Annotated in this window: 23 protein-coding genes; 16 read left to right on the top strand and 7 right to left on the bottom strand. The window is 42.6% G+C overall.

Features of this window, described 5'->3' with window-relative positions; genetic code table 11:
- Window positions 1-37: 37 nt before the first annotated feature.
- Complete coding sequence (locus LWP20_RS16195) at window positions 38-676, top strand: thioredoxin family protein (RefSeq protein ID WP_242929221.1); 639 nt, start codon at window positions 38-40, stop codon at window positions 674-676.
- A gap of 98 nt (window positions 677-774) precedes the next feature.
- Here LWP20_RS16195 and LWP20_RS16190 read toward each other — a convergent pair whose 3' ends face one another.
- On the bottom strand, window positions 775-1,539 hold the full coding sequence (locus LWP20_RS16190; protein WP_242929220.1) for a universal stress protein: 765 nt from the start codon (window positions 1,537-1,539) through the stop codon (window positions 775-777).
- Window positions 1,540-1,787: 248 nt separating this feature from the next.
- On the opposite strand from LWP20_RS16190, the gene LWP20_RS16185 reads away from it, so the two are divergent.
- The 5 genes from LWP20_RS16185 (at window position 1,788) to hemA (ending at window position 7,561) form a co-directional block, all read left to right on the top strand.
- On the top strand, window positions 1,788-3,314 hold the full coding sequence (locus LWP20_RS16185) for a sensor histidine kinase (RefSeq protein ID WP_242929219.1): 1,527 nt from the start codon (window positions 1,788-1,790) through the stop codon (window positions 3,312-3,314).
- Window positions 3,315-3,325: 11 nt separating this feature from the next.
- Complete coding sequence (locus LWP20_RS16180; protein ID WP_242929218.1) at window positions 3,326-3,772, top strand: response regulator; 447 nt, start codon at window positions 3,326-3,328, stop codon at window positions 3,770-3,772.
- A gap of 26 nt (window positions 3,773-3,798) precedes the next feature.
- The gene (locus tag LWP20_RS16175) at window positions 3,799-5,031 is read left to right on the top strand and encodes a hybrid sensor histidine kinase/response regulator (RefSeq protein ID WP_242929217.1); all 1,233 of its coding nucleotides are present in this window, start codon (window positions 3,799-3,801) and stop codon (window positions 5,029-5,031) included.
- Window positions 5,028-6,089 (top strand): response regulator, encoded by a 1,062-nt coding sequence (locus LWP20_RS16170; protein ID WP_242929216.1) that lies wholly within the window; start codon window positions 5,028-5,030, stop codon window positions 6,087-6,089. The genes LWP20_RS16175 and LWP20_RS16170 overlap by 4 nt, the downstream gene beginning before the upstream one ends.
- Window positions 6,090-6,289: 200 nt before the next feature.
- Window positions 6,290-7,561, top strand: a complete 1,272-nt coding sequence (hemA, locus tag LWP20_RS16165; RefSeq protein WP_242929215.1) for a glutamyl-tRNA reductase — start codon at window positions 6,290-6,292, stop codon at window positions 7,559-7,561.
- Window positions 7,562-7,668: 107 nt separating this feature from the next.
- On the opposite strand, the gene LWP20_RS16160 is transcribed toward hemA, so the two are convergent.
- The gene (locus LWP20_RS16160) at window positions 7,669-7,965 is read right to left on the bottom strand and encodes an antibiotic biosynthesis monooxygenase family protein (RefSeq protein ID WP_242929214.1); all 297 of its coding nucleotides are present in this window, start codon (window positions 7,963-7,965) and stop codon (window positions 7,669-7,671) included.
- Between the two features lie 710 nt (window positions 7,966-8,675).
- On the opposite strand from LWP20_RS16160, the gene LWP20_RS16155 reads away from it, so the two are divergent.
- From LWP20_RS16155 to LWP20_RS16140, 4 genes are all read left to right on the top strand, one after another.
- Window positions 8,676-10,220, top strand: a complete 1,545-nt coding sequence (locus LWP20_RS16155; protein WP_242929213.1) for a GAF domain-containing protein — start codon at window positions 8,676-8,678, stop codon at window positions 10,218-10,220.
- A 35-nt stretch (window positions 10,221-10,255) separates the two neighbouring features.
- Window positions 10,256-14,365: a chemotaxis protein CheB gene (locus LWP20_RS16150; RefSeq protein WP_242929212.1), complete on the top strand. Its 4,110-nt coding sequence runs from the start codon at window positions 10,256-10,258 to the stop codon at window positions 14,363-14,365.
- A gap of 375 nt (window positions 14,366-14,740) precedes the next feature.
- The gene (locus tag LWP20_RS16145) at window positions 14,741-15,280 is read left to right on the top strand and encodes a YMGG-like glycine zipper-containing protein (protein WP_242929211.1); all 540 of its coding nucleotides are present in this window, start codon (window positions 14,741-14,743) and stop codon (window positions 15,278-15,280) included.
- 133 nt (window positions 15,281-15,413) lie between these two features.
- On the top strand, window positions 15,414-15,869 hold the full coding sequence (locus LWP20_RS16140; RefSeq protein ID WP_242929210.1) for a YybH family protein: 456 nt from the start codon (window positions 15,414-15,416) through the stop codon (window positions 15,867-15,869).
- A 162-nt stretch (window positions 15,870-16,031) separates the two neighbouring features.
- Here the strand turns inward: LWP20_RS16140 and LWP20_RS16135 are convergent, their stop codons facing one another.
- The 3 genes from LWP20_RS16135 to LWP20_RS16125 all read right to left on the bottom strand — a co-directional run bounded on the left by LWP20_RS16135 (window position 16,032) and on the right by LWP20_RS16125 (window position 18,722).
- Window positions 16,032-16,313: a hypothetical protein gene (locus tag LWP20_RS16135; RefSeq protein WP_242929209.1), complete on the bottom strand. Its 282-nt coding sequence runs from the start codon at window positions 16,311-16,313 to the stop codon at window positions 16,032-16,034.
- Between the two features lie 134 nt (window positions 16,314-16,447).
- Entirely contained in the window at window positions 16,448-17,053 is a 606-nt protein-coding gene (locus tag LWP20_RS16130) for a pseudouridine synthase (RefSeq protein ID WP_242929208.1), read from the bottom strand.
- Window positions 17,054-17,165: 112 nt separating this feature from the next.
- On the bottom strand, window positions 17,166-18,722 hold the full coding sequence (locus LWP20_RS16125; RefSeq protein ID WP_242929207.1) for a protein adenylyltransferase SelO: 1,557 nt from the start codon (window positions 18,720-18,722) through the stop codon (window positions 17,166-17,168).
- Between the two features lie 324 nt (window positions 18,723-19,046).
- Here LWP20_RS16125 and LWP20_RS16120 point away from each other — a divergent pair, with 324 nt between their 5' ends.
- From LWP20_RS16120 to LWP20_RS16110, 3 genes are all read left to right on the top strand, one after another.
- Window positions 19,047-19,247 (top strand): hypothetical protein, encoded by a 201-nt coding sequence (locus tag LWP20_RS16120; RefSeq protein ID WP_242929206.1) that lies wholly within the window; start codon window positions 19,047-19,049, stop codon window positions 19,245-19,247.
- A 235-nt stretch (window positions 19,248-19,482) separates the two neighbouring features.
- Window positions 19,483-20,412: a 2-hydroxyacid dehydrogenase gene (locus LWP20_RS16115; RefSeq protein ID WP_242929205.1), complete on the top strand. Its 930-nt coding sequence runs from the start codon at window positions 19,483-19,485 to the stop codon at window positions 20,410-20,412.
- A gap of 1 nt (window position 20,413) precedes the next feature.
- On the top strand, window positions 20,414-20,827 hold the full coding sequence (locus LWP20_RS16110) for a VOC family protein (RefSeq protein WP_242929204.1): 414 nt from the start codon (window positions 20,414-20,416) through the stop codon (window positions 20,825-20,827).
- A gap of 10 nt (window positions 20,828-20,837) precedes the next feature.
- Here the strand turns inward: LWP20_RS16110 and LWP20_RS16105 are convergent, their stop codons facing one another.
- Window positions 20,838-21,260 carry a hypothetical protein gene (locus tag LWP20_RS16105; protein WP_242929203.1) on the bottom strand — a complete coding sequence of 141 codons (423 nt, stop codon included), beginning with the start codon at window positions 21,258-21,260 and terminating at the stop codon, window positions 20,838-20,840.
- A 217-nt stretch (window positions 21,261-21,477) separates the two neighbouring features.
- On the opposite strand from LWP20_RS16105, the gene tcmP reads away from it, so the two are divergent.
- From tcmP to LWP20_RS16090, 3 genes are all read left to right on the top strand, one after another.
- Window positions 21,478-22,602, top strand: a complete 1,125-nt coding sequence (gene tcmP / locus LWP20_RS16100; RefSeq protein ID WP_242929202.1) for a three-Cys-motif partner protein TcmP — start codon at window positions 21,478-21,480, stop codon at window positions 22,600-22,602.
- A 17-nt stretch (window positions 22,603-22,619) separates the two neighbouring features.
- On the top strand, window positions 22,620-23,186 hold the full coding sequence (locus LWP20_RS16095; RefSeq protein ID WP_242929201.1) for a DUF1543 domain-containing protein: 567 nt from the start codon (window positions 22,620-22,622) through the stop codon (window positions 23,184-23,186).
- A gap of 332 nt (window positions 23,187-23,518) precedes the next feature.
- Complete coding sequence (locus LWP20_RS16090; protein WP_242929200.1) at window positions 23,519-24,193, top strand: hypothetical protein; 675 nt, start codon at window positions 23,519-23,521, stop codon at window positions 24,191-24,193.
- A 148-nt stretch (window positions 24,194-24,341) separates the two neighbouring features.
- Here LWP20_RS16090 and LWP20_RS16085 read toward each other — a convergent pair whose 3' ends face one another.
- Window positions 24,342-24,659 carry a hypothetical protein gene (locus tag LWP20_RS16085; protein WP_242929199.1) on the bottom strand — a complete coding sequence of 106 codons (318 nt, stop codon included), beginning with the start codon at window positions 24,657-24,659 and terminating at the stop codon, window positions 24,342-24,344.
- Between the last annotated feature and the right edge of the window lie 152 nt (window positions 24,660-24,811).

The raw sequence follows: 24,811 nt of genomic DNA, 5'->3' as shown, positions 1-24,811 counted from the left end.
GAAGTATCGGGGTAAACTTGCTGAAAATAAAACGACCATGGAGACTGCTTCTATTGTATTTTCTGAGCTGGTAAACCCGCTTTCATACACTGACTATAAATTACTTGTTGATGACCTGGTAGCTACCCAGAAGACCACCGGGCCGGAACAGACCGAAGAAAAAATCGGGTTTACAAAACTGAACCAGCAACGCATGAAGCGCGTGGAAAAACAATTTACGCTGTTGCCTGAATTGAGCGAGATTCTGCAAACTCAGCAAACCGCCTGGAAATGGCTTGTTCTTTCTGAAGCCTGGTGTGGCGACGGTGCCCAGCTTATACCTGCCATTTCCGCCATTGCCGATGCAGCGCCATTCATTGAGTTGCAAATAGTGCTTCGCGATGAAAATCCGGAGTTGATGGATACCTGCCTGACTAACGGAAGCCGCTCTATTCCAAAACTGCTTTGCGTGGATGCTGTAACCGGAGAACGCATTTTTACCTGGGGGCCAAGGCCGGCTAGTATACAACAGCAGGTTATCATGTTTAAAGCAGCTAACCCGCATGCCGGCCATGATGAATTATCTGCGCAATTGCACATGTGGTATGCTAAAGACCGCAGCCAGTCGCTTCAGCAGGATCTCGTAATGGTATTCAAAAAGGAAATAATGGAGAGAAGAATTGAAGCTTCTGTTTAAAATAGACAGAGGTTTTTGCTTAAACAATGCTTTTGATTTAAGCTATGGCTGCATTTGTAGCAATTTGTGTAATACTTAGTAAAGTTTTAAAAGCTGATTTATACTGGCAGAAAAAGTATACCTACATCTGGATTCTGTTTCCAAACATTTTGGTTGAGTATAGTTGCTGCTTCAGGTATGTCGATGGGTGTCGTTTCTGTTTCCGGAAATTGTGGGATTGAATAAGTTTCTTCCAATACAGGAAACGTACTTTCTGTAACAGGGCTTAGATTTCTGATAGGCTCATCCGGTAACAAATCCTCTTTTTGTACTTTCCTTGTTTCAAGTTCTTTTAGCGCTTCCTCCGGTGTTAATTGCCCAACAAAATTTAAAGATATATAATTATCGCTTGTGGGTGCTGCAGCCTGCCAAACCGTAATTAAATCATCTGCCCGGAATTTTACTTGTATAGGAACACCCAACACGGCAAGATTTGCATTTGTAAGCAACGCTGTTTCTAAAACTCCAGGCATGGGTTCCGTTTCCTCAATCCTGTTGTTTAATGCTACCACCACTAGGTCTGCATGAATGCGTTTTGCAAGAGCGGGCACCTCATCTTCTGCAAAGCCGGGTTTTATCAATCGGGTAACAGATACGCCATATTCCTGGTGCAGCTCATGAGCCAGATTGTCTAACAGCTCCTGGGCTACAGTTTCAAAAATTGTATTGTCTTTTGTAGTTGTAACTTGTTGTTGCACCAGTACCGGATTAAATACATGGAACAGAATTATTCGGGCACCTGTTATTTCTGCAAGGCTGGCAGCAAACTGAGCGGCATTACGGGTGTTTTCAGAAAAATCAATTGGTACCAGGATATTCTTCATCTTACTTTAAATTCTATTCTCTAATTGTACCTTCAGCACTCGAACCTAATTAAGCCAGGAAAGTAAAAACTGATAATTTTAACTCTCCGCGTATTTTCAGAATGTAAAATTAGAGAAGCCAAAAGAGTAGAAGAATGATAAGCAGCAGCTTAAGAAATGATAATTATCATGTAGTGTATTCTGAGTATATTTGTTTATTAGTACTTATTTAAATATTCACCGGCACGCATTTGGAAGAATTCTCACATATGTCTAATCCTGATACCGAAAACAGTACAAGACTAAAAGCAATTATCGATACCGCTATTGATGGCATTATTACCATCGATACGCGTGGTATAGTGGAGTCGGTAAACCCGGCTGCGGCGCGTATTTTTGATTACGACCCGGAAGAAATAATTGGCCGTAATGTAAGTATGCTGATGCCGGAGCCCGACCACAGCCAGCACGACCAGTATATTGATAATTACATGCGTACCGGCAAAGCCCAGATTATAGGTAAAGGGCGCGAAGTGTTGGGCCGTAAAAAAGACGGTTCGGTTTTCCCGTTCCTGTTAAGTATAAGCGAGGTTAGGCTACAGGATAAGCTCATTTTTACAGGAATTGTACACGACATAACAGAACTTAAAAAGGCGGAGGCTGCCCTACGCGAAAGCGAAAATAAGATCAATTCGATCATTCAGGCTGCGGTAGATGGCATTATCACTATCGATACCCGTGGTATCATAGAAATGGTGAACCCATCGGCTGCAAGGTTATTTGGCTACAATGCTGAAGACCTGCTTGGTAAAAGTATAAACATGCTAATGCCTGAACCTGACCGTAGCCGGCACGATGGCTATATGCACAATTACCATGTTACCGGTAAAAAGAAGATTATCGGAATTGGCCGGGAGGTTACCGGCTTGCGCAGTGATGGCACTATTTTTCCTTTCTACCTAAGTATAAGCGAAGTAGAATTAGGTGACAGAAAAGTTTATACAGGCTTTGTGCATGATATTACAAAGCAGAAAATGATTGAGGAACGCCTGCGCCGTTACGCCGCTGAATTGGAGCGCAGCAACCACGAGCTACAGGACTTTGCCTATGTATCTTCGCACGATTTGCAGGAGCCGTTGCGCAAAATACAGGCCTTCGGCGACAGGCTGATGACAAAGGAATACGATAACCTGAGCGAGCAGGGAAAAGATTATGTAGACCGCATGCTGAACGCCGCCTCGCGTATGCAGAACCTGATAAACGACCTGCTTAATTTTTCGCGGGTAACTACAAAGTCCAAGCCTTTTGTAAAAGTAAACCTCGATACTATACTTTCGGAGGTGATCTCTGATATGGAGGTAAGTATAGAACAGACTGGTGCCGAGATTATTCGGTCGCCGTTGCCGGAAATAGAAGCAGAGCCAACCCAGATGCGCCAGCTTTTCCAGAATTTGCTGAGCAATGCGATTAAGTTCCGGAAAGAGAACGAAAGCCCGATCATTAATATTTATGCGAAAAGCTTGCAGCGCCAAGCACATTTAACTGCTACGCCAGGCGATGAACTAACCGAAATTTATATTGAGGATAATGGCATAGGTTTCGATGAAAAGTACCTTGACCGTATTTTTAATATTTTTCAGCGGTTGGAAGGGCAGAAATATGAAGGCTCGGGAATTGGCCTGGCCGTTTGCCGTAAAATAGCCATCAGGCATGGCGGCGATATTACAGCCAGCAGTCAGCCTGGGGTTGGTACCCGTTTTATTATTACCTTAGCAATCAAACACCCCGAAGATTAAAGTATATAAGCATGTCAAATAAAAGAACCATTATTATACTTATTGCCGACGATGACGCCGAAGACCGCATGCTGGTAAAGGATGCGCTGGAAGAAAGCCGGCTTAAAAATAACATCCATTTCGTTGAAAATGGCGAGGAGCTGATGGACTATCTATACCACCGTGGCAAATTCACTGACAAAGATAAATACCCGACTCCTGGCCTGATCCTGCTGGACCTTAACATGCCTAAAAAAGACGGACGTGAGGCCCTGAAGGAAATAAAATCGGATGACCATCTGAAGTTGATTCCGGTAGTGGTGTTAACTACTTCCAAAGCTGAAGAAGATATTCTGAGAACATATGATCTGGGTGTTAGCTCTTTTATTACCAAACCAGTAACGTTTGCATCGCTGGTTGATGTGATGAAGACCTTAAGCAAATACTGGTTCGAAATTGTAGAGTTACCAAAGCTATAAGTATAGCCTGAAAAGGGAACCCAAGCATGCTTGATAAAATTCGCATACTACTGGTTGACGACGACGAGGATGATTATATCCTGACGCGGGAGATTATTGAAGATATTCCGGGCCGGAATTACATTCTGGAATGGACAAGCAATTTTACGGAAGCCCTGAAGCTTATAAAAGAGGACCGGCACGATGTATACCTGGTTGACTACCGGCTTGGTGCACACGATGGTTTGGAGCTCATCAGCAGAGCAGTTACTGAGGGCAGTTCAAAGCCTTTTATACTTCTTACCGGCCAAAGCGACCGCGAAACCGATGAAAAAGCCATGCATGCGGGCGCACTGGATTACCTTGTAAAAGGAACCATCAGCCCTTTCGACCTGGAGCGTTCTATCCGGTATAGTATTGAGCATGCAAAGAGCCTGGCTGAGATTCAAAAGCTAAATGCTGACCTGGAAAAGCGTGTGGAAGAGCGCACCCTGGAACTTGGCGATGCCATCCGGAAACTGGAACATACTAACCGCAGCCTGCACGAAGCACAGAAGGAAATAAGGAAAGCGCTGCAGAAAGAAAAAGAACTTCACGAGCTCAAGTCAAGGTTTGTAACCATTGCTTCTCACGAATTTCGCACGCCACTCAGTACGGTGCTGTCTTCAGCTTCCTTAATTGGCAAGTATAAAACCACCGAAGACGACGACAAGCGTACCAAACATGTTGAGCGCATTAAATCGGCTGTAAATAATTTAACAGCCATACTTAACGATTTCCTTTCAATCAGCAGAATTGAGGAAGGCAAGATATATAACCTGCCATCAACATTTGACCTGGAGCCTTTTGCCGCCGAAATTGTTGACGAAATGCAGGGACAGGTTAAACTGGGGCAGCAGATACATTATACCCACGTTGGTGAGGAAGATACTGTAAACCTGGATAAGCAACTGCTCAAAAACATCTTCTTCAACCTGCTATCAAATGCCAGTAAGTATTCCGGCGAGGGGCAAAGCATTTACGTTACTACCCTGATTGCTGATGGCAAGATCAGGATTACAGTGCGCGATGAGGGTATAGGTATTCCGGATGGAGATAAAACACACTTGTTTTCACCGTTTTTCAGGGCCCAGAACGTTACCAATATACAGGGAACAGGGCTTGGTCTGAACATCGTAAAAAGATATGTAGACATTATGGATGGAACGCTAGATTACCAGAGCGACCTTGGCAATGGCACTACCTTCACCATTATATTTCCACAAACCGCACAAGTATGAAAAAGATATTACTAATCGAGGATAATCAGGAAATCAGGGAAAATATTGCCGAAATCCTGTCGCTTGCCAACTATGAAATTGTGGAAGCCGATAATGGCCGAAAAGGGGTAGAGCTGGCAAAAAAAGAACTGCCGGACCTGATCATCTGCGATATCATGATGCCGCAATTGGATGGTTATGGCGTGTTGCACATGCTCAGCAATAACCCGGCTACATCCGGTATTCCGTTTATCTTCCTGACTGCAAAATCAGAAAAAGAAGATTTTAGGAAAGGGATGAACCTGGGTGCCGATGATTACCTGATAAAGCCTTTTGATGACCTGGAGTTGCTGGATGCCGTGGAAATGCGCCTTAAAAAGAACGAAATTCTGCGTGCCGATTTTCAGCGAAGTATAGAAGGTATAACAGATTTTATACAGGAAGCTAAAGGACTGGAAGACCTGAACAAACTTATATCAAACGACCAGAAAGTAACTATATTAAAAAAGAAGCAGCAGCTTTTCTCGGAAGGTAACAGGCCTAATGCAGTATTCTTTCTGAATAAGGGCCGTGTTAAAACCTTTAAAGCAAATGAAGAAGGGCGCGAACTGATCACCGACCTGTATAAAAGCGGCGACTTTATTGGTTATGTAGATCTGTTGGAAGAAAACCCATACCGGGAATCGGCTGTGGCACTGGAAGATTCGGAAGTATACATTATTCCGCGCGATGATTTTTTCTCGCTCCTGCACAACAACCGCGACGTAGCAAATAAGTTTATTAAAATACTCTCTGATAACCTGGCCGACCGCGAAGACCGCCTGCTGAAACTTGCCTACAACTCGGTGCGAAAGCGTGTAGCGGAGGCCCTTGTTTTAGTAGAAAAACAGTATAATAAAGACGATGATAAGAACTTCCAGGTAGCTATTTCGCGCGAAGATCTGGCAAGTATAGTTGGAGCATCTAAAGAAGCTGTGATACGAACGCTGGCTGATTTTAAGGATGAGAAACTGATTGATAGCCAGGGTAGTAAGATTACTATACTTAACGGCGACAAGCTTCGTAAAATGAGGAATTAAGAATCAGCAAGTTTACTATACTTATGTTTTTTAAAGAGCTGCAAATAGATTTGCAGCTCTTTTGTTTTTTATACTTTGACTTGATTCTCTGGATCGTATTTCGAAGCTTATAATGACAACTATCCTGTTAGAAACTGACAATTATCATATTTGCGGTTAAGCTTTCTTCCGAATTTTGCATCATACCCTGACACAAGAAAATGCAGAACCTGTTCAAAGCACTTACTTTATCTTATAAGATTGCCCCGATAGCTATTCGCGAAGCCGTAGCCCTGAATGAGTCAGCTTGTAGAAATCTGCTGGAGAAAATAAAGGCATTTACTACAGCCAAAGAGGTATTGGTGCTCTCTACCTGCAACCGCACCGAAGTATACTATAGCGCAGAAGCTGACCTTTCGAAAGAGATTATAAAACTGATCGCAATGGAGTGTGGCTTTATCGCAACAAAAGGTATAGCGCCATACTTTGTAAGTATAACCGGGCATAAGGAAGCGGTTAAGCATTTATTCAATGTTGCATTAGGCCTGGAGTCTCAGGTGGTTGGCGATATGCAGATCATGAACCAGGTAAAAAAGGCCTACCAGTGGTCTGCTGATGCAGAGATGGCCGGCCCGTTTCTGCACCGGTTAATGCATACTATCTTTTACACGAACAAACGTGTAGTTAACGAAACGGCTTTTCACGATGGTGCAGCCTCTGTATCGTATGCCACAGTGGAGTTAGTAGAGGAGCTTGCAGAAACAATACCAAACCCGCGTATTCTGATGATAGGAGTAGGGGAGATTGGCGCCAATGTATGTGATAATTTCCAGAAGTCGCACATGGGCGGTAATGTGGTAATCGTGAACCGGACTTACCAGAAAGCGGTGGATCTGGCTCAGAAATGCAATGCTACCGCTGTAGCCTGGGAGAATGTCTGGGAGCAGATCTATCAGGCCGATGTGGTGATATCTTCTGTTCCGGGCGATTGCTTTTTTATAACCAAGCAACAGGTGGCAAAACAGGAAATCCTGTCTTCAAAAGTATTTATCGACCTTTCGATGCCCCGAAGTATAGATAGCGAGCTGGAGGCATTACCGGGCGTTTTGGTTTACAACATTGATAGTATAAAAAACCGTGCAACAGAGGCACTGGCACAACGCTTGGCTGCCATACCTGATGTTGAGCAGATAATTGAAGAAGCGATGGAAGAGTTCGGCAACTGGACCCGCGAAATGGCTATGTCGCCAGCCATTCAGCAATTTAAGAGCAAACTCGAGGAGATTCGTAAGCAGGAAATCGCGCGCTATCTTAAAAACCTTGGCGAAGCAGAGCGGGCAGTTATTGAGGCAGTAACACTTAACATGATGAACAAAATTATCAAAATGCCGGTACTGGAGCTAAAAGCAGCCTGCCTTCGCGGTGAATCTGAAAGCCTGCTGGAAGGGTTAAGCACTTTGTTCAATCTGGAAAAACAGGAAACTACCGCTTAATTTAAGCTAAAGTACATTCCGAAAGGAAGTATAAAAGTATAAGGCCTGCAAAGTATGAATTATTTTGCAGGCCTTATACTTTTATACGTTGGTTACAGTCCTATCCTTTACTTCGTAATTTTATCAAAGTAACGTACTTTGGTACTTTCCCGCTTTAATTTCAATCCTTTTGGCACTCCCTGGTGCGATTCTTTCATGTGCTCCTTATACCATACTTTGTAACTATCCTCATTTGTCCAGGAGGTCATTACCCAAAACTCATTTGCATTTTCTTGTGGCGATAGCACCTGCATACCTAAAAAACCACTTGCTTCATCTACCAGGTGCGGCCTTTGTATAAAAGCCTGTCTTACTTCTTCTGCCATGTCGTTGGCAATTTCAAAAATACTTACAGCTACAAACATATTTGATTTTTAGAGGCAGGTCTTTCGGATGGCTTAGTGTGCCAAAAGGCTGCATTAACGATATTATTGGTAATAAAACCAATTTGTTTTACAATGATAAGATAAATTGATAAGGCTTGCTTACTGTAAGATAGAAATTTTGGTTACCGATTTATACTTAAACCCTAGTTTAAACTATACTTACTGCCTCAGATCTCTACCAATTTCATGCCCATGTTTAGTTTTTTGGATGTTGCACATCGTCTGCAGTTTGCCTGTAAATTATGCCCTTTAAATGGTTAGCATTATACCTTAGAATCAACAAATTAACTGCTTGCAAAAATTGTATCTTTTTTATCATAAAATCCCAGTAAAGCTATTCTTGTGAAGTATCAATTCTATGGCTTCAGATTTGATGGAAGTATGATTTTAACGGTTCAGGTTATGAAACGTAACACTAGCAATTTTGAATGAATTCTAACCAATTACTGAATTATATGATTGAAAAACATTAAATTGCATCAAGCCAGTGTACTTTCCGCCTTTTTTCTGTTAGAAAGTGCAATAGTTTTAAAAGCTTTAAAATGTCGGACAGGCATTTTATGTAAGCCTGATTTTTCAATGATAGGATTGACAGCAGGGTGTATTTTTAAACCTGTTGATACACTTCTTGTTTACCAATTGCACCCAGTTATGCATTGTTTAAGCAGGCATTACCAACCAACAAAAGCATGAAAGACAAAACAGCACCTGTATCCATTACCCCTGATAAAAACTATGATTCCGATTTTTGTGGAAGTATACCGCTTCATTTAGTTAATCTGATACAACCGCACGGAGTACTTTTGGTGCTGGATAAAGTGCAGCTGCGCATTGTGCAGGCAAGCGAGAACGTAGAGCAGCAGTTAGAATATTCGGTTGATGATCTGCTGGATAAAGCCCTTTCTGATCTTATTCCTGCTAACCAGTATGCAGAAATACAGGAAAAAATAAACAGCAACCAGGAGAAAATCCCTTTTGTACTTTCATTTTCGGTAGGAGGCAGAGATGTTGTTTTTACTGCGCTTGTTCACGCAAAAGAAGAGTACATTTTAATTGAACTGGAGGAAGGCAGAGAAGACGCAGGTAGCTCGTTTATAGGGCTTTATCAGCAAATTAAATACATTACCTCTTTGCTTAAACAGGCGCCCACCATTGAGGAAACAGCCCAGCTGGCCGCCAGGGAAATTAAAAAGATATCTGGTTTTGACCGCGTGCTGGTATACCAGTTCGATCCGAACTGGAACGGGATCGTGATAGCCCAGGCAAAAGAAGAGAGCATGAGCGATTACCTTGATCTTCGTTTTCCGGCTTCTGACGTGCCACGCCAGGCCCGTGAATTATACTTCAAAAACCCATACAGGCTTATACCTACCCACGATTATAAACCGGTTCGCCTGATACCTGTTATCAACCCGATAAATCAACGCTTTACTGACCTTTCGGAATGCAACCTGCGCAGTGTAGCCACAGTGCACCTGGAGTATTTGCGCAATATGAATATTGAGGCATCCATGTCGTTGCCTATTATTATAAATGATAAGTTGTGGGGGCTTATTTCGTGCCATCATAAAACTGCAAAAAATCCCAGCTACGAGATCCGTTCAGGGATGGAACTGCTGTCAGGTATATTATCTGCACAATTGGAAAGCCGTGCTAAAGAATCTGCCTTTCAGTTACGCTCAAATCTAAGAGCCATACATACTCAGATACTGGTTCAGTTATATGATAGCCTCAATATTGCAGATGGCCTTTTAACTGGTAAGGCAACTATACTTCAATTGCTTTCGCTTTCGGGAGCTGCCATTTTTTACGAAGGTTCCACCTGGACAACTGGCAATACACCCGATAAACAGGAGCTGAAAGAACTTGTATCCTGGCTACGACGCAACAAGGCATCCCAAACTTATGCTACTGATTCTTTGCCTAAAGAATATGTTTACAGCTTAGATTTTAAGGATATTGCCAGCGGCCTGATTGTGTTGCCAATAAATGCTGAGCAAGGAGAATTTATACTTGGCTTCCGGGAAGAAGTGTTGCAGAATGTTAACTGGGGAGGCGATCCAAATAGCGCTATCCAGATAGAGGCAGACGGTAAAACATATCACCCACGTAATTCTTTTGCCATTTATAAGGAGACTGTGAAAAACACTTCTTTGCCATGGCATGAAGTTGAGCTGGAAGCTGCAGAAATACTACGCAGTGCAGTGCTGGAAAAAATTATCAGAGAAAAATAAGCGGGAAGCGAACTGCTCAATTTAGGTTAACAGGAATGACAAAATCAAAAATACAAGCCTTAAACTTTAAAGGTCTGCCTAAACCAGCGGATCACTACCTGGTAGGCATTGGCGCCTCGGCAGGTGGTCTTGAGGCTATCCATAAGCTTTTTGATCATTTCCCTAACAACTCCAGTTTCTCTTTTGTAATTATCCAGCACCTCTCGCCAGACCATAAAAGCCTGATGGCGGAACTATTATCGAAGCACACCCGCATGCAGGTGCAGGAAGCGGAAGATAATATGTTTACGCGCCCAAACTGCGTTTATGTACTGCCCAGCGGCAAGCAACTCACATTAGAGCATGGGCGCCTTCGCTTAGCCGACAAAGCCCGTAGCCGCGAGCCTAATTTTGCTATTGACCTATTCTTTGAATCCATGGCCAAAAACCGTGGGAAATATGCTATTGGCATAGTACTTTCGGGCACCGGCACCGATGGAACCAAAGGGGCAAAAGCAATTAAGGAAGCAGGAGGCATGGTGGTAGTGCAAGACCCGAATACAGCTAAATTTGATGGCATGCCACGTAGCGCAATCGACAAGGGCTTTGTAGATTATGTGCTTTCGCCGGAGCTGATGCCGGAAGAAATAATAGAATACACCCGTAAAATTCCGCTGGTGGAAACATTGATTGAACAAACTGAACAAAGCGAAGATGACCTTTTACTGCAGGAGATCTTAGACCTTATCTGCACACATACACAAACCGATTTTACTGATTACAAGCACGCAACCCTTAACCGCAGAATCCAGAAGCGTATGGATCAGTTAAGGGTAGTTGGGCTGAAGGAATACCTGAATTACCTCCACGAAAACCCGGCTGAAATCAAGCAGCTTTGTCAGGAGTTTTTTATCAATGTTACTAAATTTTTCAGAGATACAGAGGCATTTGCACTGCTCGAGCATGAGGTTATTCCTAAACTTATTCAGGAAAAGCCAGAAGATGAATATGTAAAAGTATGGTCTGCGGCTTGTAGTTCAGGTGAGGAGGTATACTCCTTGGCTATGCTTTTCCAGGAAGCTTATGAGAAGTTGGGGCGAGAGCCTAAAGTAAAATTGTTTGCTACCGATATAGATCAGCGAGCCATCGGGCAGGCATCTAAAGGCAGCTACCCGCTCGCCATTTCAAAAGATATATCTCCCGAAAGGTTGCAACGTTACTTTCACCAGAAGGGTAACCGGTTTATCATTAACGAGGAGATCAGAAAACTTGTAGTATTTGCACAGCACGACCTTCAGAAAGATCCGCCATTCAGCCATATCGACCTGATTACATGCCGTAACATGCTCATTTACCTGAACCCCGGGTTGCAGAACAAGGTACTTTCATTGTTTCCATATGCTCTTAATCTGGGAGGTTATCTCCTGCTAGGTCCAAGCGAGCACATCGGCGAAATGAAACCCTTCTTTTCTGAGGAAAACCGGAAGTGGAAATTATTCAGGAAAATAAAAGAGAGCAAAGGAACAAAAGCTTCCTATGGCATTACCAGTTACCCGTCGGCATTGGCTCCCGTAAGCAAAGCCGGTAACTATAAGCTAAACGAGCTGGCACGTTACAACGATGGCTTTATGGATGCTGTAGCGGAAGATTTTAAAGTTACGGGCCTGTATGTTGATGAGCATTACCAGCTGCTGCACGGTATAGGGGACATTAACCGGTTTCTTAAATTCCCGGATAAGCGCCTGCACTTTAACTTGATTAAAATGGTGCCCGAAGAACTGGCGGTAACGCTTAGCGTGGGCATACGCAAAGCCATAAAGCAAAACCGTAAAATCGTGGCCCGCCAGGTTACTGTTAAGATCGGCAAAAAAGAACAACTGATTCATGTATCTATCAGACCTGTAAGCCAGGAAAAGGATGAATCTAAAGTAATATTGGTACTACTACAGGAGATGGGAGAGGTACACCCGATACCTAAGATATCTGACCTGTCATTTGTTTCGGATGCTGATTATCTGCAACAACTTACTTCACTGGAATCGGAACTCAAGGAAGCGCGTGAAAGCCTTAATTTAACTGTTCAGGACCTTACAACCTCTAACGAAGAGCTACAGTCTACTAATGAGGAACTGATGTCTTCCAACGAAGAATTGCAGAGCTCAAACGAAGAGATGCAGTCGCTTAACGAAGAGCTGCATACAGTAAACTCAGAGCATCAGTTAAAAATTAAAGAACTGCAGGAGCTCAACGAAGATCTGGATAACTACATTCGAAGTTCTAATATCGGGCAGCTTTTTATTGATCATAACCTTGTTATCCGGAAGTATACCAAGCATATAGAAGGCCTGATCAATATTATGAGCGGCGACATAGGCCGGCCTATTCACCATTTATCGCATAATTTGAAATACGCGCGCCTGCTCGAAGACATCAAAAAGGTGAACAATACCTCTGAAGAAGTAGAGCAGGAAATACAAACTACAGATGGTAAATTCTACCTGATGCGCATCATTCCTTACCTTAAGTTTGATGGCAATAAGGATGGCGTAGTTATCAGTTTTGTTGACGTTACCACACTTAAAGAACTCACAAATGTAGTACAGGGAGTGCTTAATAGCTCGCTAAGCAGCATTATGGCTTTCCAGGCAGTGCGTGGTACAAAAAACGAAATAAAAGACTTTACATGGAGTTTGCTCAATATAAAAACGGAAGAATTAGTAGGCGCAGCTCATGCAGAGCTTTTAAATACAAGCGTACAGCTTACTTTACCTTTTCTTAAAAATAATGGCCTGTTCAAGAAATTTGTACAGGTTGTAGAAACCGGCCAGCCGCTGCACACGGAGCTTAACCTTGAAATAAATGGCCAAAAAGCATGGTATAAAATAGTTGCTGTAAAAATGGGCGATGGCCTGACCGTAACTATGGCTGACGTAACAGAAGAAAAGCTCAGCGATGAAAAAGTACTGCAGGCATACGAGGAACTGAAAAAAGCCGAAGAAGACCTGATAAAGCTTAATAATGAGCTGGAAAAACGAGTAACTGAACGTACACAGGAATTATCAGCCAGTGAAGAACGTTTCCGCCTGGTTTCTATGGCTACAAACGATGTGGTATGGGATTGGAACCTTGTAACAAACGAGATCTGGTGGAGCGAAGGGCTGCAACACATGCTGGGTTATAGTGCCGATGTGATGAGCCCAGGTTCAAATGGCTGGTTCGAAAAAATACACCCGGAAGATCGCGATGAAGTTGTTAAAAGTATAAACAAGGCCATTAACTATGGCAATGACCAATGGTTTAGCGAATACCGTGTATTAAAAGCTGATGGTACGTATGCATATGTGTCTAACAGGGCATACATTATGCATAATGAGTACCAGATCCCATATCGTGTGTTAGGCTCTTTCATTGATCTAACCGATCTGAAATCAACTCAGGAAAAACTGCAGCATACTAACGAACACCTGCTCCGTGTAATCGAAGACCTTGATACGTTTGTATACACGGCCTCGCATGACCTGAAATCTCCGATGGCCAATATTGAAGGGTTAGTATTACTGCTGGAAGAGCAGATAGAAGCTGCAGGCAAAATACCGGGCGAACCTACCAAGCCACTATTTGATATGGTGAAGGACTCCATTATGCGCTTCAAAAACGTTATAAAGGAACTTACAGATGTGGCCAAGATACAACGTGACGTTGATAGCGAAGCAGAGTCAGTAGATCTTTCTGAAGTGTTTAGCAATGTGCAGGCAAACATGCAAAAGCTTCTGCATACCGAAAAAGCCAAAATCAAGGTCGATTTCAGCGAAGCCTCCAGGTTATACTTCTCCCGCAAAAACATCTACAGCATTTTATATAACCTGTTAAGCAACTCCATTAAGTATAAAAGAGAGGATTGTTGCCCTGAGATTTCGATTAAGACAGAGAAGCTGGATGGTTATATTATGCTTACAGTACACGATAACGGTCTGGGCATGAGTGAAGATAACCTTTCGAAGTTATTTACACTTTTCAAACGATTCCACTCGCACGTAGATGGTACTGGCATGGGCTTATACATTGTAAAACGTATGATGGATAATGCCAAAGGCAAAATCGAAGTGGAAAGCGAAGAAGGAAAAGGAACTACTTTCAAGCTATACTTTAAAGATGAGGTACTATAATCAAGTATAAATCAACCCGGAACTACTGATTTATACTTGCTAACTCCTCCGGATGAGTAATTACCGCCTGGTATGTTGCGCAATTTCACCAGCAGGCAGCTCTGATTAGTAAATAGATATCAGTGCTCATACACTTAAAAGGGGAGAGTAATCAGCTATTTGAGAAAGCCTGCTTATACTTTTTTACAAAAAAAATTAATTGTATTTAATTTATTGAAGCACAGTTTGTTAACTGTGCTTTTTTGTTGTCTTCTTTTGCTTCAGCACTATTTTTTATAGCTTTTTTTTAGCGCTACTGAAAATTTATGGCATGTAAATTGTAACTACAGACAGTACTTGCGTATAAGTTTTTTTAACACTAAAAAAGAGATTGATATGAAAAAGGTAAGTTATATCTTAAGCCTGATTTTACTTGTAACTATTGTATTCTCTAGTTCTACCCAGGCACAGGAAAGAAAGCGTTGGAGCCCACAGGCTAAAGGCGCCGTTATTGGTACTACTGCTGGTGCAGCCGCAGGTGCCATCATACATAAGCGTAACCGCGTTGTAGGTGGTGTAGTTGGTGGTGTAGTTGGTGGTGCTGCCGGTTACGGTATTGGTAAAGCAGTAGATAACAAACGTAAAAGAGAAGAAGCGGAAAGAATTGCTGAAGCTAACAGAATAGCTGCTGCAAACAGAGCTGCTGCTAACAGATCGGCAGTTGCAAGAAGATCTACTTCTTCAAAGAATACTGTAGCTACTCAAAAAGCAGCAGAGCCTGCTTTAGCTAATGGTTTGGCGGCAAACAACCAGATGGTGTATGGTAATGGTAGCCAGGTTCCTTACATGACTACGATTGCTTATTTGCCTAACCTTTCTTACGGTGATCCTTCTCAACCATATTCAACATCAGAATACAGAAGAAAGAGCTGGTAATCTAATTATACCCTATGTAATGAAAACCCAGGCCTTTCGCCTGGGTTTTTTCAATAACCCCATTTTGGAGCACAACATATTTAATGATATTAAGTATAAGTCTGTGCTTCACTAACCACTTAAAGCAACTTGTATGAAAAAGTTAATTTATATTATAGCCTTTACTGCGGTCTTGTCGTCTTGCACTAAAACAGAGAAAGTAGACGTACAAGCTTTAAACAAGGAATTTGTTAATGCCTGGAATGACCGCAGCTCTGATAAGCTTACCGATATGCTGGCAGAAGATGTAGATTTTGTGCAGGGTGAGGTACACTACAGCGGCAAAAGCGAAGTATCCGATAAATGGGTGCGCGAAACATTAGGCACCATAGACAATCTTGACCTTAACACCATAAGTACCGGCGCTGATAATGAAATGGCTTACGAAGCAGGTACTTTCTCTGTAGATGTATTACCAGCAGGCCCAGACCAACCTTATGGTGAAGGCGAAGGTAACTTTATGTTGCTCTGGAAAAAAGACAAAGAAGGCAACTGGAAATTAAGCTATGCCCAGTTAGAAGATTTACCGGTAAAGGTGAAAATGCGCTAAGGTTTTTTTCTGAGCTAAAGTATAGTAAACAAAAAGGGGATCGATTTTATCTGATGATAAAGTTGATCCCTTTTTTTGTGCCTTAATAGTTTTAATGTTGCTGTAAAATAAAAGAGGAAGCACTTGTGCTTCCTCTTTTAGATATATCAGTTAAAGCTGCTTCTACTTATCTTTTTCGTAGCCAGCTAATTTGATCATTTTATTGTAGTTACCCAGCAATAAGAAAGAAGGTGCCCACTGTCCTACAAACAGCGCTTCTTCATCTTTTCTCATGATCTTTAATGTTGCTGAAACAGCCATAGAGCCCAGTGCGGCCCATAAAAATAGATCAGAAGGTAATTTTGAAGTATAGTTCTCAATAGCTGCAGCTACTGGTCCTTCTTTATGTTGTGGGTTTACTCTATCTGCTTTTGCTTTTAAATCTTTCAAATCTGTCGTTTCCATAGTCATATAAATTTTATGTGCGTTAGTCCTATGAAAACGCATAAGTACCGCTATTGTTTAAAAATGCTGTACAAATTTTTAAATTGTAGCTTCAAATCAGCTATATACAAATTCTAATAAGTATAAAACTAGCTTTATAGTTCTGCTGCAACAAGCTCCGGAACAGATGTACTGATCGTAAATTCTTCTACTTCCTGCACAGCACCAGAAACCATATTCTGCAGGTGAATATCGCCGATGCGAACTCTTATCAGGCGAAGCGTCGGATAGCCGGCAGCAGCAGTCATTTTTCTTACCTGCCGGTTTTTGCCCTCTTTTAAGGTGATAGATACCCAACTGGTGGGGCCGTGGCGGTCGTCTCTAATACGGCGGCTTCTCTCAGCAAATCCGGGATCATTCTCCAGCTTATTTACAGTACAAGGCAAAGTTGTATACCTAACGCCTCTGCCTAAACCAATTTCCACTCCTAGTTGCAGTTTCTTAATTGCTTCGGCTGTAATATCGCCATCAAGCTGCGCCAGGTATTCTTTTTCTACTTTTTTGCTACGCACCTGTTCGCTCATTTTACCATCAGTTGTAAGCAGGAGCAAGCCTTCGCTGTCTTCATCTAGCCTCCCGATAGCCATAGTCCCTTCAGGGAAATCATGCAGTTCGCCCAGCATTTTTTTCTTCTTTTTATCGCAAACAAACTGGCTGAGGTAGCCATAGGGCTTATGAATAATAAAGTGCCGGTGACGCATCAGGTAAAGTATAAATTGATTGAAAAATGAAGTATAAGTATGAAATATCAGGATGGCCGGGCTTAAGACCGCACGTGTTTTAAGAGCTAATTATATTAACTGTTGAGCTTTTTTATGAACTGCAGGATAGCATAGAACACCCGGCTTTCTGGCCTGCCCAATCAGGTCTTTTAGCGAAAAATTGATCATACTTAGCTGTGTAAGGATGCTTGATCGCTTCCTGTAATTCCTGGAATAGCGTATTCTGGCCCTTTTCTAGTTCTTCTATTGCCTGGTGCAGCAGGTAATTACGAAGTATAAACCTCGGATTCGCATCCCGCATGCGCTGCTGAGAATCCTGCCGTTTGATCGTGTTGGTATTGAGGCGCTCCAGGTAATTGGAAATTAAAGTATAAAGTGCTCCTTTTTCCTCCGGTTTCAAATCACTATAAAAACTATCTCGGAAATGTTCTTCTACTTCTTCCTCGCTTCGCATGAATAGCGGTAACTCTATAAGCAGTTGGTAAAAGATTGTTATGTCGGGTTGAATGGCAGAAAGCGTTTCCTCGAACTGTTTAATAAGCTCGATATCGGTAGCTTTTACCTGATCAAGGCCCAGTTTATTGCCCATCATGGCATAGAACTTCTTCCAGTAAATTTCTTTAAAAGTTTCCAGGGCGGGCAGCAGTTGATCTTTTGTAATTAGCGGTAAAAGAGCACCGGCCAGGCAACCTAAGTTCCAGTAAGCAATGGATGGTTGCTTTCCGAAGGCATAGCGGCGGCCCGGCAAGTCAGTAGTGTTCGGGGTAAATTCCGGATCGTAATTATCAAGAAAGGAGAAAGGACCATAATCTATAGTCAGGCCCAGCACAGACATGTTATCGGTATTCATTACCCCATGCACAAAGCCCACACGCTGCCACTCTACCACCATGGAGGCAGTCCGTTCTACTAATTCATTAAACCATAAAAGTACCTTGTCTTCGCCTGTTAAATGCGGGTAGTGTCGATCGATGGTCCAGTTTACCAGTTTAAGCAGGTTGTCAGTTTCTTTGCGGGCATTTAGCATTTCAAAATTTCCGAAGCGCAGAAAACTGGGCGCAGTACGCATAACTATAGCGCCCGGCTCGTAGGCCGCGTTGCCGTTATAAAACATGTCACGCAAAACGGGCTCGCCTGTAGCAACCAGGCTAAGTGCCCTTGTGGTAGGTACGCCCAGGTAATGCATGGCTTCGCTCATCAGGTATTCGCGCACTGATGAACGCAATACTGCTCTGCCATCTGCTCTGCGCGAGTAGGGCGTAGGGCCGGCACCTTTCAGCTGCAATTCCCAGGTTTTACCATTTGCTAATTCCCATTCGCCTAATGTAATAGCACGGCCATCGCCCAATTGCCCGGCCCAGTTCCCGAATTGGTGCCCGGCATAGCAGGCTGCATACGGGTACATAGTATCGGTTATAAAGTTACCACCCAGGATTTCGATGTCTTGCTGATCGGTTGGTTTTGCAATTCCCAGCTCATTAGCCAGTTCTTCAGACCAAGCCAGAAGTTCCGGTCTTTCTACCGGGGTCGGGATAGCTTTACTGTATAAAACACCCGGTGTCTGGCGCGGTTTCAGGTCGCCGGTTTCATCGCCATCAAAGGTGTTAACAAAGTCTTTTTTATATTTTTTTGAGCGCAGGCTCTCCATCGGTCGCAGTTTATAGAATAATTATACTTTGCAGCTTACTTAAGTTGCTGCACATTTTGCCAGTGTTTCTCCTCAACAAGATTTTTACAAGATTAGTTAAATTTTGGCGAATTGTTTAAAGCCTGCATCCGGCAGCCTATTTAATACTAAGTGTAAGCTGCAGAATTATAGTTGCGTATGCAATTGGGCGTTAGTAGATTATACTTTCATAACCACTGTAAATTATCTGCAGGTATAAATTTGGTATCAATAGTATTAGAAGTTTCATATCCAATATGCGGCCCCTGACGTATCTAGGATGAAAAACTAACAAGCTACGTTACTATGGAAAATCCCCTTGAAAATACAACGCTGATGAGCCTGGTTCATAATCCTTCTCAATTGGCAGATATTATTAAAGATCCTGCAAAAAATGGACTTGATTTTTACAACGGCCTTTCTGTAAAAGAAAAGCAGTATATCCTTTTTGCAGGTGCTGCCGGTTTAATTGCCTATGCTATTTACCTTGGTAGGAAAGAAGGATAAACAGAACCTTACCGTTAGGTTAATCATTTCATTTTTTAAGTTGTAAAAGCCTGCTATAAGTTATACTTAGGGCAGGCTTTTTTATGCACCAGCTGTTCTGATTTTATACTTTGTTTGCTGTTTCTATACTTGATTCCACAAGGGTTTAGGTATGAATAAATTGCTTCGAAAATTCATGTAAGATTCTTTATCCCGAAATTAAAGTATAAATTGTTGCTGTTACCATTACTACCTTATGTCTATTACAATTGTTAACCAGGGCCGGTATATCAGCCACTGGGTAAATGCCCTGAAAGAGAAAAGACCCGGTTTGGATGTGCGCGTTTATCCGGATGCCGGCTCACCCGAAGAAGTTGAATTTGTGTTATCCTGGAACCACCCGATGGGCGTGTTCAAACAATTCCCGAACCTGAAATGCATTGCTTCTACCGGCGCTGGTGTGGATCATATTTTAAAAGATCCGGAGTTGCCCGAGCAAGTACAGATTACCCGAATAGTGGATGAAAACCTGACCCGGGATATGACGATGTTTACAACAGCTCTTGTCCTGAATTACATGCGTGGTTTGTACCAGTATAAAGCGGCAGAAAACATTAAAGAATGGAAGCCGAAACGTTATCTTACTGCTAAAGATGTAACAATAGGAGTAATGGGAATAGGGGAGTTAGGAGCAAGCGTAGCCGGGCAGCTTAGCAGCATTGGGTTTAAGGTAAATGGCTGGGCACGTACAGAAAAGCAGTTGCAAAGTATAAATGTATTTGCCGGCAATGCTGCTTTAGACGACTTCCTGGCTACAGCTGATATTTTGATTTGTCTGCTGCCCTTAACCAAAGAAACCGCCAACATTCTGAATAAAAGTACTTTTAGTAAATTACCCAAAAACGCTTTTGTAATTAATGTAGCAAGAGGCGAACACCTGGTCGATAATGACCTGATCGAGATGATTGATTTGGGGCATTTGGCCGGAGCAAGCCTGGATGTTTTTCGTCAGGAACCGTTGCCCGAGAGCCACCCGTTCTGGGCGCATCCCAAAATTAACATTACCCCGCATATTGCCAGCATCACCAACCCGGAAACTGCTGTAACTCAGATCCTGGAAAACTACGACAGACTACAGAATAATCAGCCACTACTAAATGTGGTATCACAAACCAAAGGTTATTAATATGAACGCATTTCACTACGCATTTAAAGTAAAGGACATCGAGACTACCCGAAAGTTTTATGTAGATATTTTAGGTTGTAAAGAGGGCAGAAGCACAGAACATTGGATCGATTTCGATTTCTTTGGCCACCAGCTCTCAGCGCATGTAAGCGAAAATATTCCGGAGCTGGATTATTGCGGTAAAGTAGACGGTGTAAGCGTGCCGGTGCCCCATTTCGGATGTATACTTACCTTTGAGCAGTTCGAACAGATACAGGATAAACTGTTACAGCACGAGCTGAAATTTGTGGTAAAGCCACATACCCGCTACGAAGGGCAGGTAGGAGAGCAGCGTACCATGTTTACCCTCGATCTGAGCGGCAACCCACTGGAGTTTAAAGCCTTTAAAAACCCTGAAGAAGTATTTGCTACCTGATGTAGGTAGCTTACTTCTTGCCTTTTTTATTTTTGTTATTTTTGCTGCGCTCCGTTTTTAACTGTTTAAATTCCTCGTTAGACACAGTAACAGTATACTCCACCGAAGATAAGAAAGACTGTTGCTCCTCTTCGTCATACACCATTAATACAGACAGGAATTTATTCTCATTCAGGACATAATCATCGCCAATTTTGTCGTAAACCTGAAAGTCGTATTCTCCTTCCTGTAGGTGTTTGGTTGTGGAGCGGGCAAGGCAATCGCCGGTAATAATTACGGGCTCGTTTAGGGTATCAATAAAATTGAAAGGCTGAAAATACTTACCATCCTTTTTGTAGGTAATGTATTCGATCCTGTCTGTTTCTATGGTAATACCAGCATTTTTATCCTCTCTCTTACTTTTGATATCCAGTATATTGCCTGTTAACTTCATTTCTTTTTTCTCCTATTTAAGCCAGCTACCTCTTTTGGCTGATAATGCTTTGGTTTTTAAGCGCTGCAAAATTACGCTTAAATTTTAATTGCGTTTCCTTTAAAATTCGATTGTAACTTTGTCTTAGCAGGAGGAGGCTTTATACTTTGTTTAAACGGCTGTGGCAGACATAGAAAGTATAAAGAGCACTCCTGATTGATCAAATTCTACATTGCGCATGTCTACTGTTGATACAAACGATTTTTTTAAAGAACAGCGAAGCACCTCGGAAATTAAAACAGAGTTACTGACCGACTATTTTAAAGCCTGGTGCAGTTCTATTTTACAAGGGCAGCATTATAAATCAAACCCGGCCTTAGCTTTTATTGATTTATATGCCGGAGAAGGAAAGGCCGAGAATGGGAAGCCCGCAACACCGGTTAAGATCCTGAACAGTATTTTTGGTGCTACAGATAAGTATAACCTTAATAAGATTGTCAGAACCTTTTTTAACGATGAAAAACAGGCCGTTGCAGCAAAGCTAAAACAGAACCTGGAAAGCCTGCCATACTTTGAAGACCTGGTGCATAAACCGGTTATGCTGCACGAGGAGCTAAACTTCAGCTTGCTTGCAAAGCTGCTTGGCAATGCTACGCCAACGCTATTGTACCTCGATCCGTTTGGCTATCCTTTCTCGCAGCAATTGCTGCAACAATCTATAAAAAGGTGGGGGCTTGATGTGTTTATGCTGTTTACACCGGCTAAAATGCGTGCCGCTGTTCAGGGAGCTGCCGATGATGAGTTGATGGTAGAAATATTTGGCAAGGAGCGCCTGAGTAAGATCAAAGAGTTCTGCGACCGCTACCAGGATGCATCGCAGCGGGAAGACTTTATAGTAGATAGCTTCGAAGATATTTTCAGGGAGAAAGATTATAAAACATTTCGGTTTAAAATAAGCCTACCCAAGAAAAACCAGACCAGCCATTACCTGTTCTTTGCTTCTAAAACCGACACTGCTTACATGAAAATGAAAGAGCTTATGCTCATGTATAGCGATTACCAGGAAGATGGCGTACCGCTTTTCGGAGCCAATATTAAACACCAGCTTTCGCTTTTCCAGGAACAATACCGGTATTCTGTTAAAAATTTGATTGCAGATTTGGCGGAAAAAGCCAGCTATTACCATAACCTGACGCTGGAAAGTATTTACAAGCACCATAACATCAGCACAAACTATATCCGGAGCAATTACCAGGAAGCCTTTGACCAGCTTAAGAAAGAAGGTGTGGTAGAATCTGTAAACCCGGTTACAAGGCAGCCCATGCGTAAAGTCTCTTTCACCTCTATTATCGCTTATAAATAACTTGTACAAAGTATAATATGCAAAGTCTTAAACTTTTTATGCTGATGGTAGGCTGCAGACCTGCGGGCCGTAACACAGAGCAACACGATATTATGTTTGGTATTGGAGAAACTATAAAAGACCTGGTGCCTGCAATTAACGCTTTCTGGCCGGAAGCAAAAGGTAATATACACGTAGATGCCTGGCGGGAAGTAACTCAGGTTGATGGTTTTAGTGTGGAAGTTGTGTCGAAAGAGGAAAGTATAACCAACGATGAAAATGCAAACAAACTGTTTTTCCTGAACCTGGGCGGATATAAAATAGGCGAGTTTGATGAATTTCATTATAAAATGCTGGCAGTTTCGGCTGATCAGGCGGGAGCTATAAAACAGGCTAAACTAACGGCTTTTTACAAGCACACCGGTTTCAAAGGCGCCACCTCACACATCGATGATAAGTTTGGTGTAGATGTGGACGAATTCCATGAGGTAAAAGAGATTCTTCCTGAAAATATAAAACAAAAGTATAGCCTGCGAATAACGCCCAATAATGCTGTAACCGAGGATGAAATGCACCTGGGTTATTTCCAGCTGCATAAACTATAAGCAAATCCATAGTATGGCTTTCCGCATGGCCCTTAAGTTCTAGAGTAAATCAGTTTAAAGGCTCTGTCTTGCCGTAAAGAAACCTGGTAGAAAGTAGTTTAAGTCTATACTCTCTTGTATCAAGATCTTTTCAGGATGATAGCAGAGGATAACTTAATGACTCAAGGCTCTCATTCCTTGCTAATTTTCCAATCTCATTAGTTCATACTTAGTTCTCTGTTTTCCTGAGGTACAATTTCTGGTGAAAGTATAAAGTTGTGGAAGCATACTAAACACGCCTTCATTTACTGCGTTAGTAGAGAGTGTGATATTGTAAACTAAACTGGAGAGCTATGAACAGAGATTTCGAAAATAATGACCGCCCGCGCAGAAACCATTACGCCGATTTTGATGAGCACGGCAATGCCAGAACTGGCAACCCAAACAGCATTTCCCGTTACCAACCTGAGGACAGAAACAGAGCCGATTATAGAAACTATCAGGAGCCGGAACGTGGCCGGTTAACGAACGATGCACCTGCTTATGGCGATTTTAGCCAGGGCTCACGTTACGGGGAAGGAGGCAGTACTTTTGGTAGCGGCTCTGCTTACGGAAATTCAGACTATGGCTCGTCTGGCAGCCGAGGGCCGCAGAGCAGAGATTTTGATAGAAACCGCTCAGAAGATGTACAGCACGGTTATGGCCACTACAGCGATTTCGAGAGCCGCAGCTATAACCCAAGAGGTGGCAGCGATTACCATGGCTACATGAGCGACCGAAGGGATTTGCACTACCGTGGTGCAGGCTACGACACACGGTTTAATCCTGATTATGGGCCAACAGGCCTTGAGAGCACTGGCTATGATCGGGGTTTCGGCAACTATGGCCATACTGGTTATGGCTCAACCGGCTACGATAACCGCGACCTGGACCGTGAGCGAAGCGCGTATAGCCAACGCAATGAAGCAAACAGCAACTATAGCAAACGCATTGATAGAAATCGTCCGGATCGTGATAGGGAAATGTAGAGATAACGTTGCCTCTTACTAAATTTATAGGAGCGGCTATTTGTATAATAACCAAACAGCAAGTGTTTATCAGGATATTACAAAATAAAAGCCCCGGTTTTCCTGGGGCTTTTATTTTGTAACAAGTATACCTTGCTAAGGTTAAACCTTATTTATTTTCGTTGTTCCTGTCTTCTAAATTAGTACTGGCATTGGGCTGGTTATTGCGGAACTCCTTATCAGAACTGTCTGCTCCGCGTGCATCCGACCAATTTGATTTAGAACCCTGCGGGCTATTCTGGTTCGGGGTGTTTTTGCCAGCTTTTGCACCACCGCTGCTACCTTCCCTGCTTGTTTTGTTTTCGCCACGCGTATTATCGGCACCACCGGCAACTGGTCCGCTTTGCGTTCCCTGTCCTTGTCCGCTTACACCCTGGCCTTTTCTTGAGTTATTATCTTCCGGAATATTTCTGTTATTACTACTCATCGTTTGTTTTCTTTAGGTTAAAAATGATCTGTTTTTCTCAAGGCTATACTTGAGATAGTTGTTTTACGGGCAAATGATGTACTTAGATTAAGTATGTAATGTAAGTGCTTGTATAGTATGTTTTTATAGTTTTATGATCGAAGCCCTAGGAG

Source organism: Pontibacter vulgaris (assembly GCF_022758145.1).
GTDB lineage: Bacteria > Bacteroidota > Bacteroidia > Cytophagales > Hymenobacteraceae > Pontibacter > Pontibacter vulgaris.
Note: the sequence above shows the minus strand (reverse complement) of the source record. Positions and strands in the feature narration are given on the sequence as shown.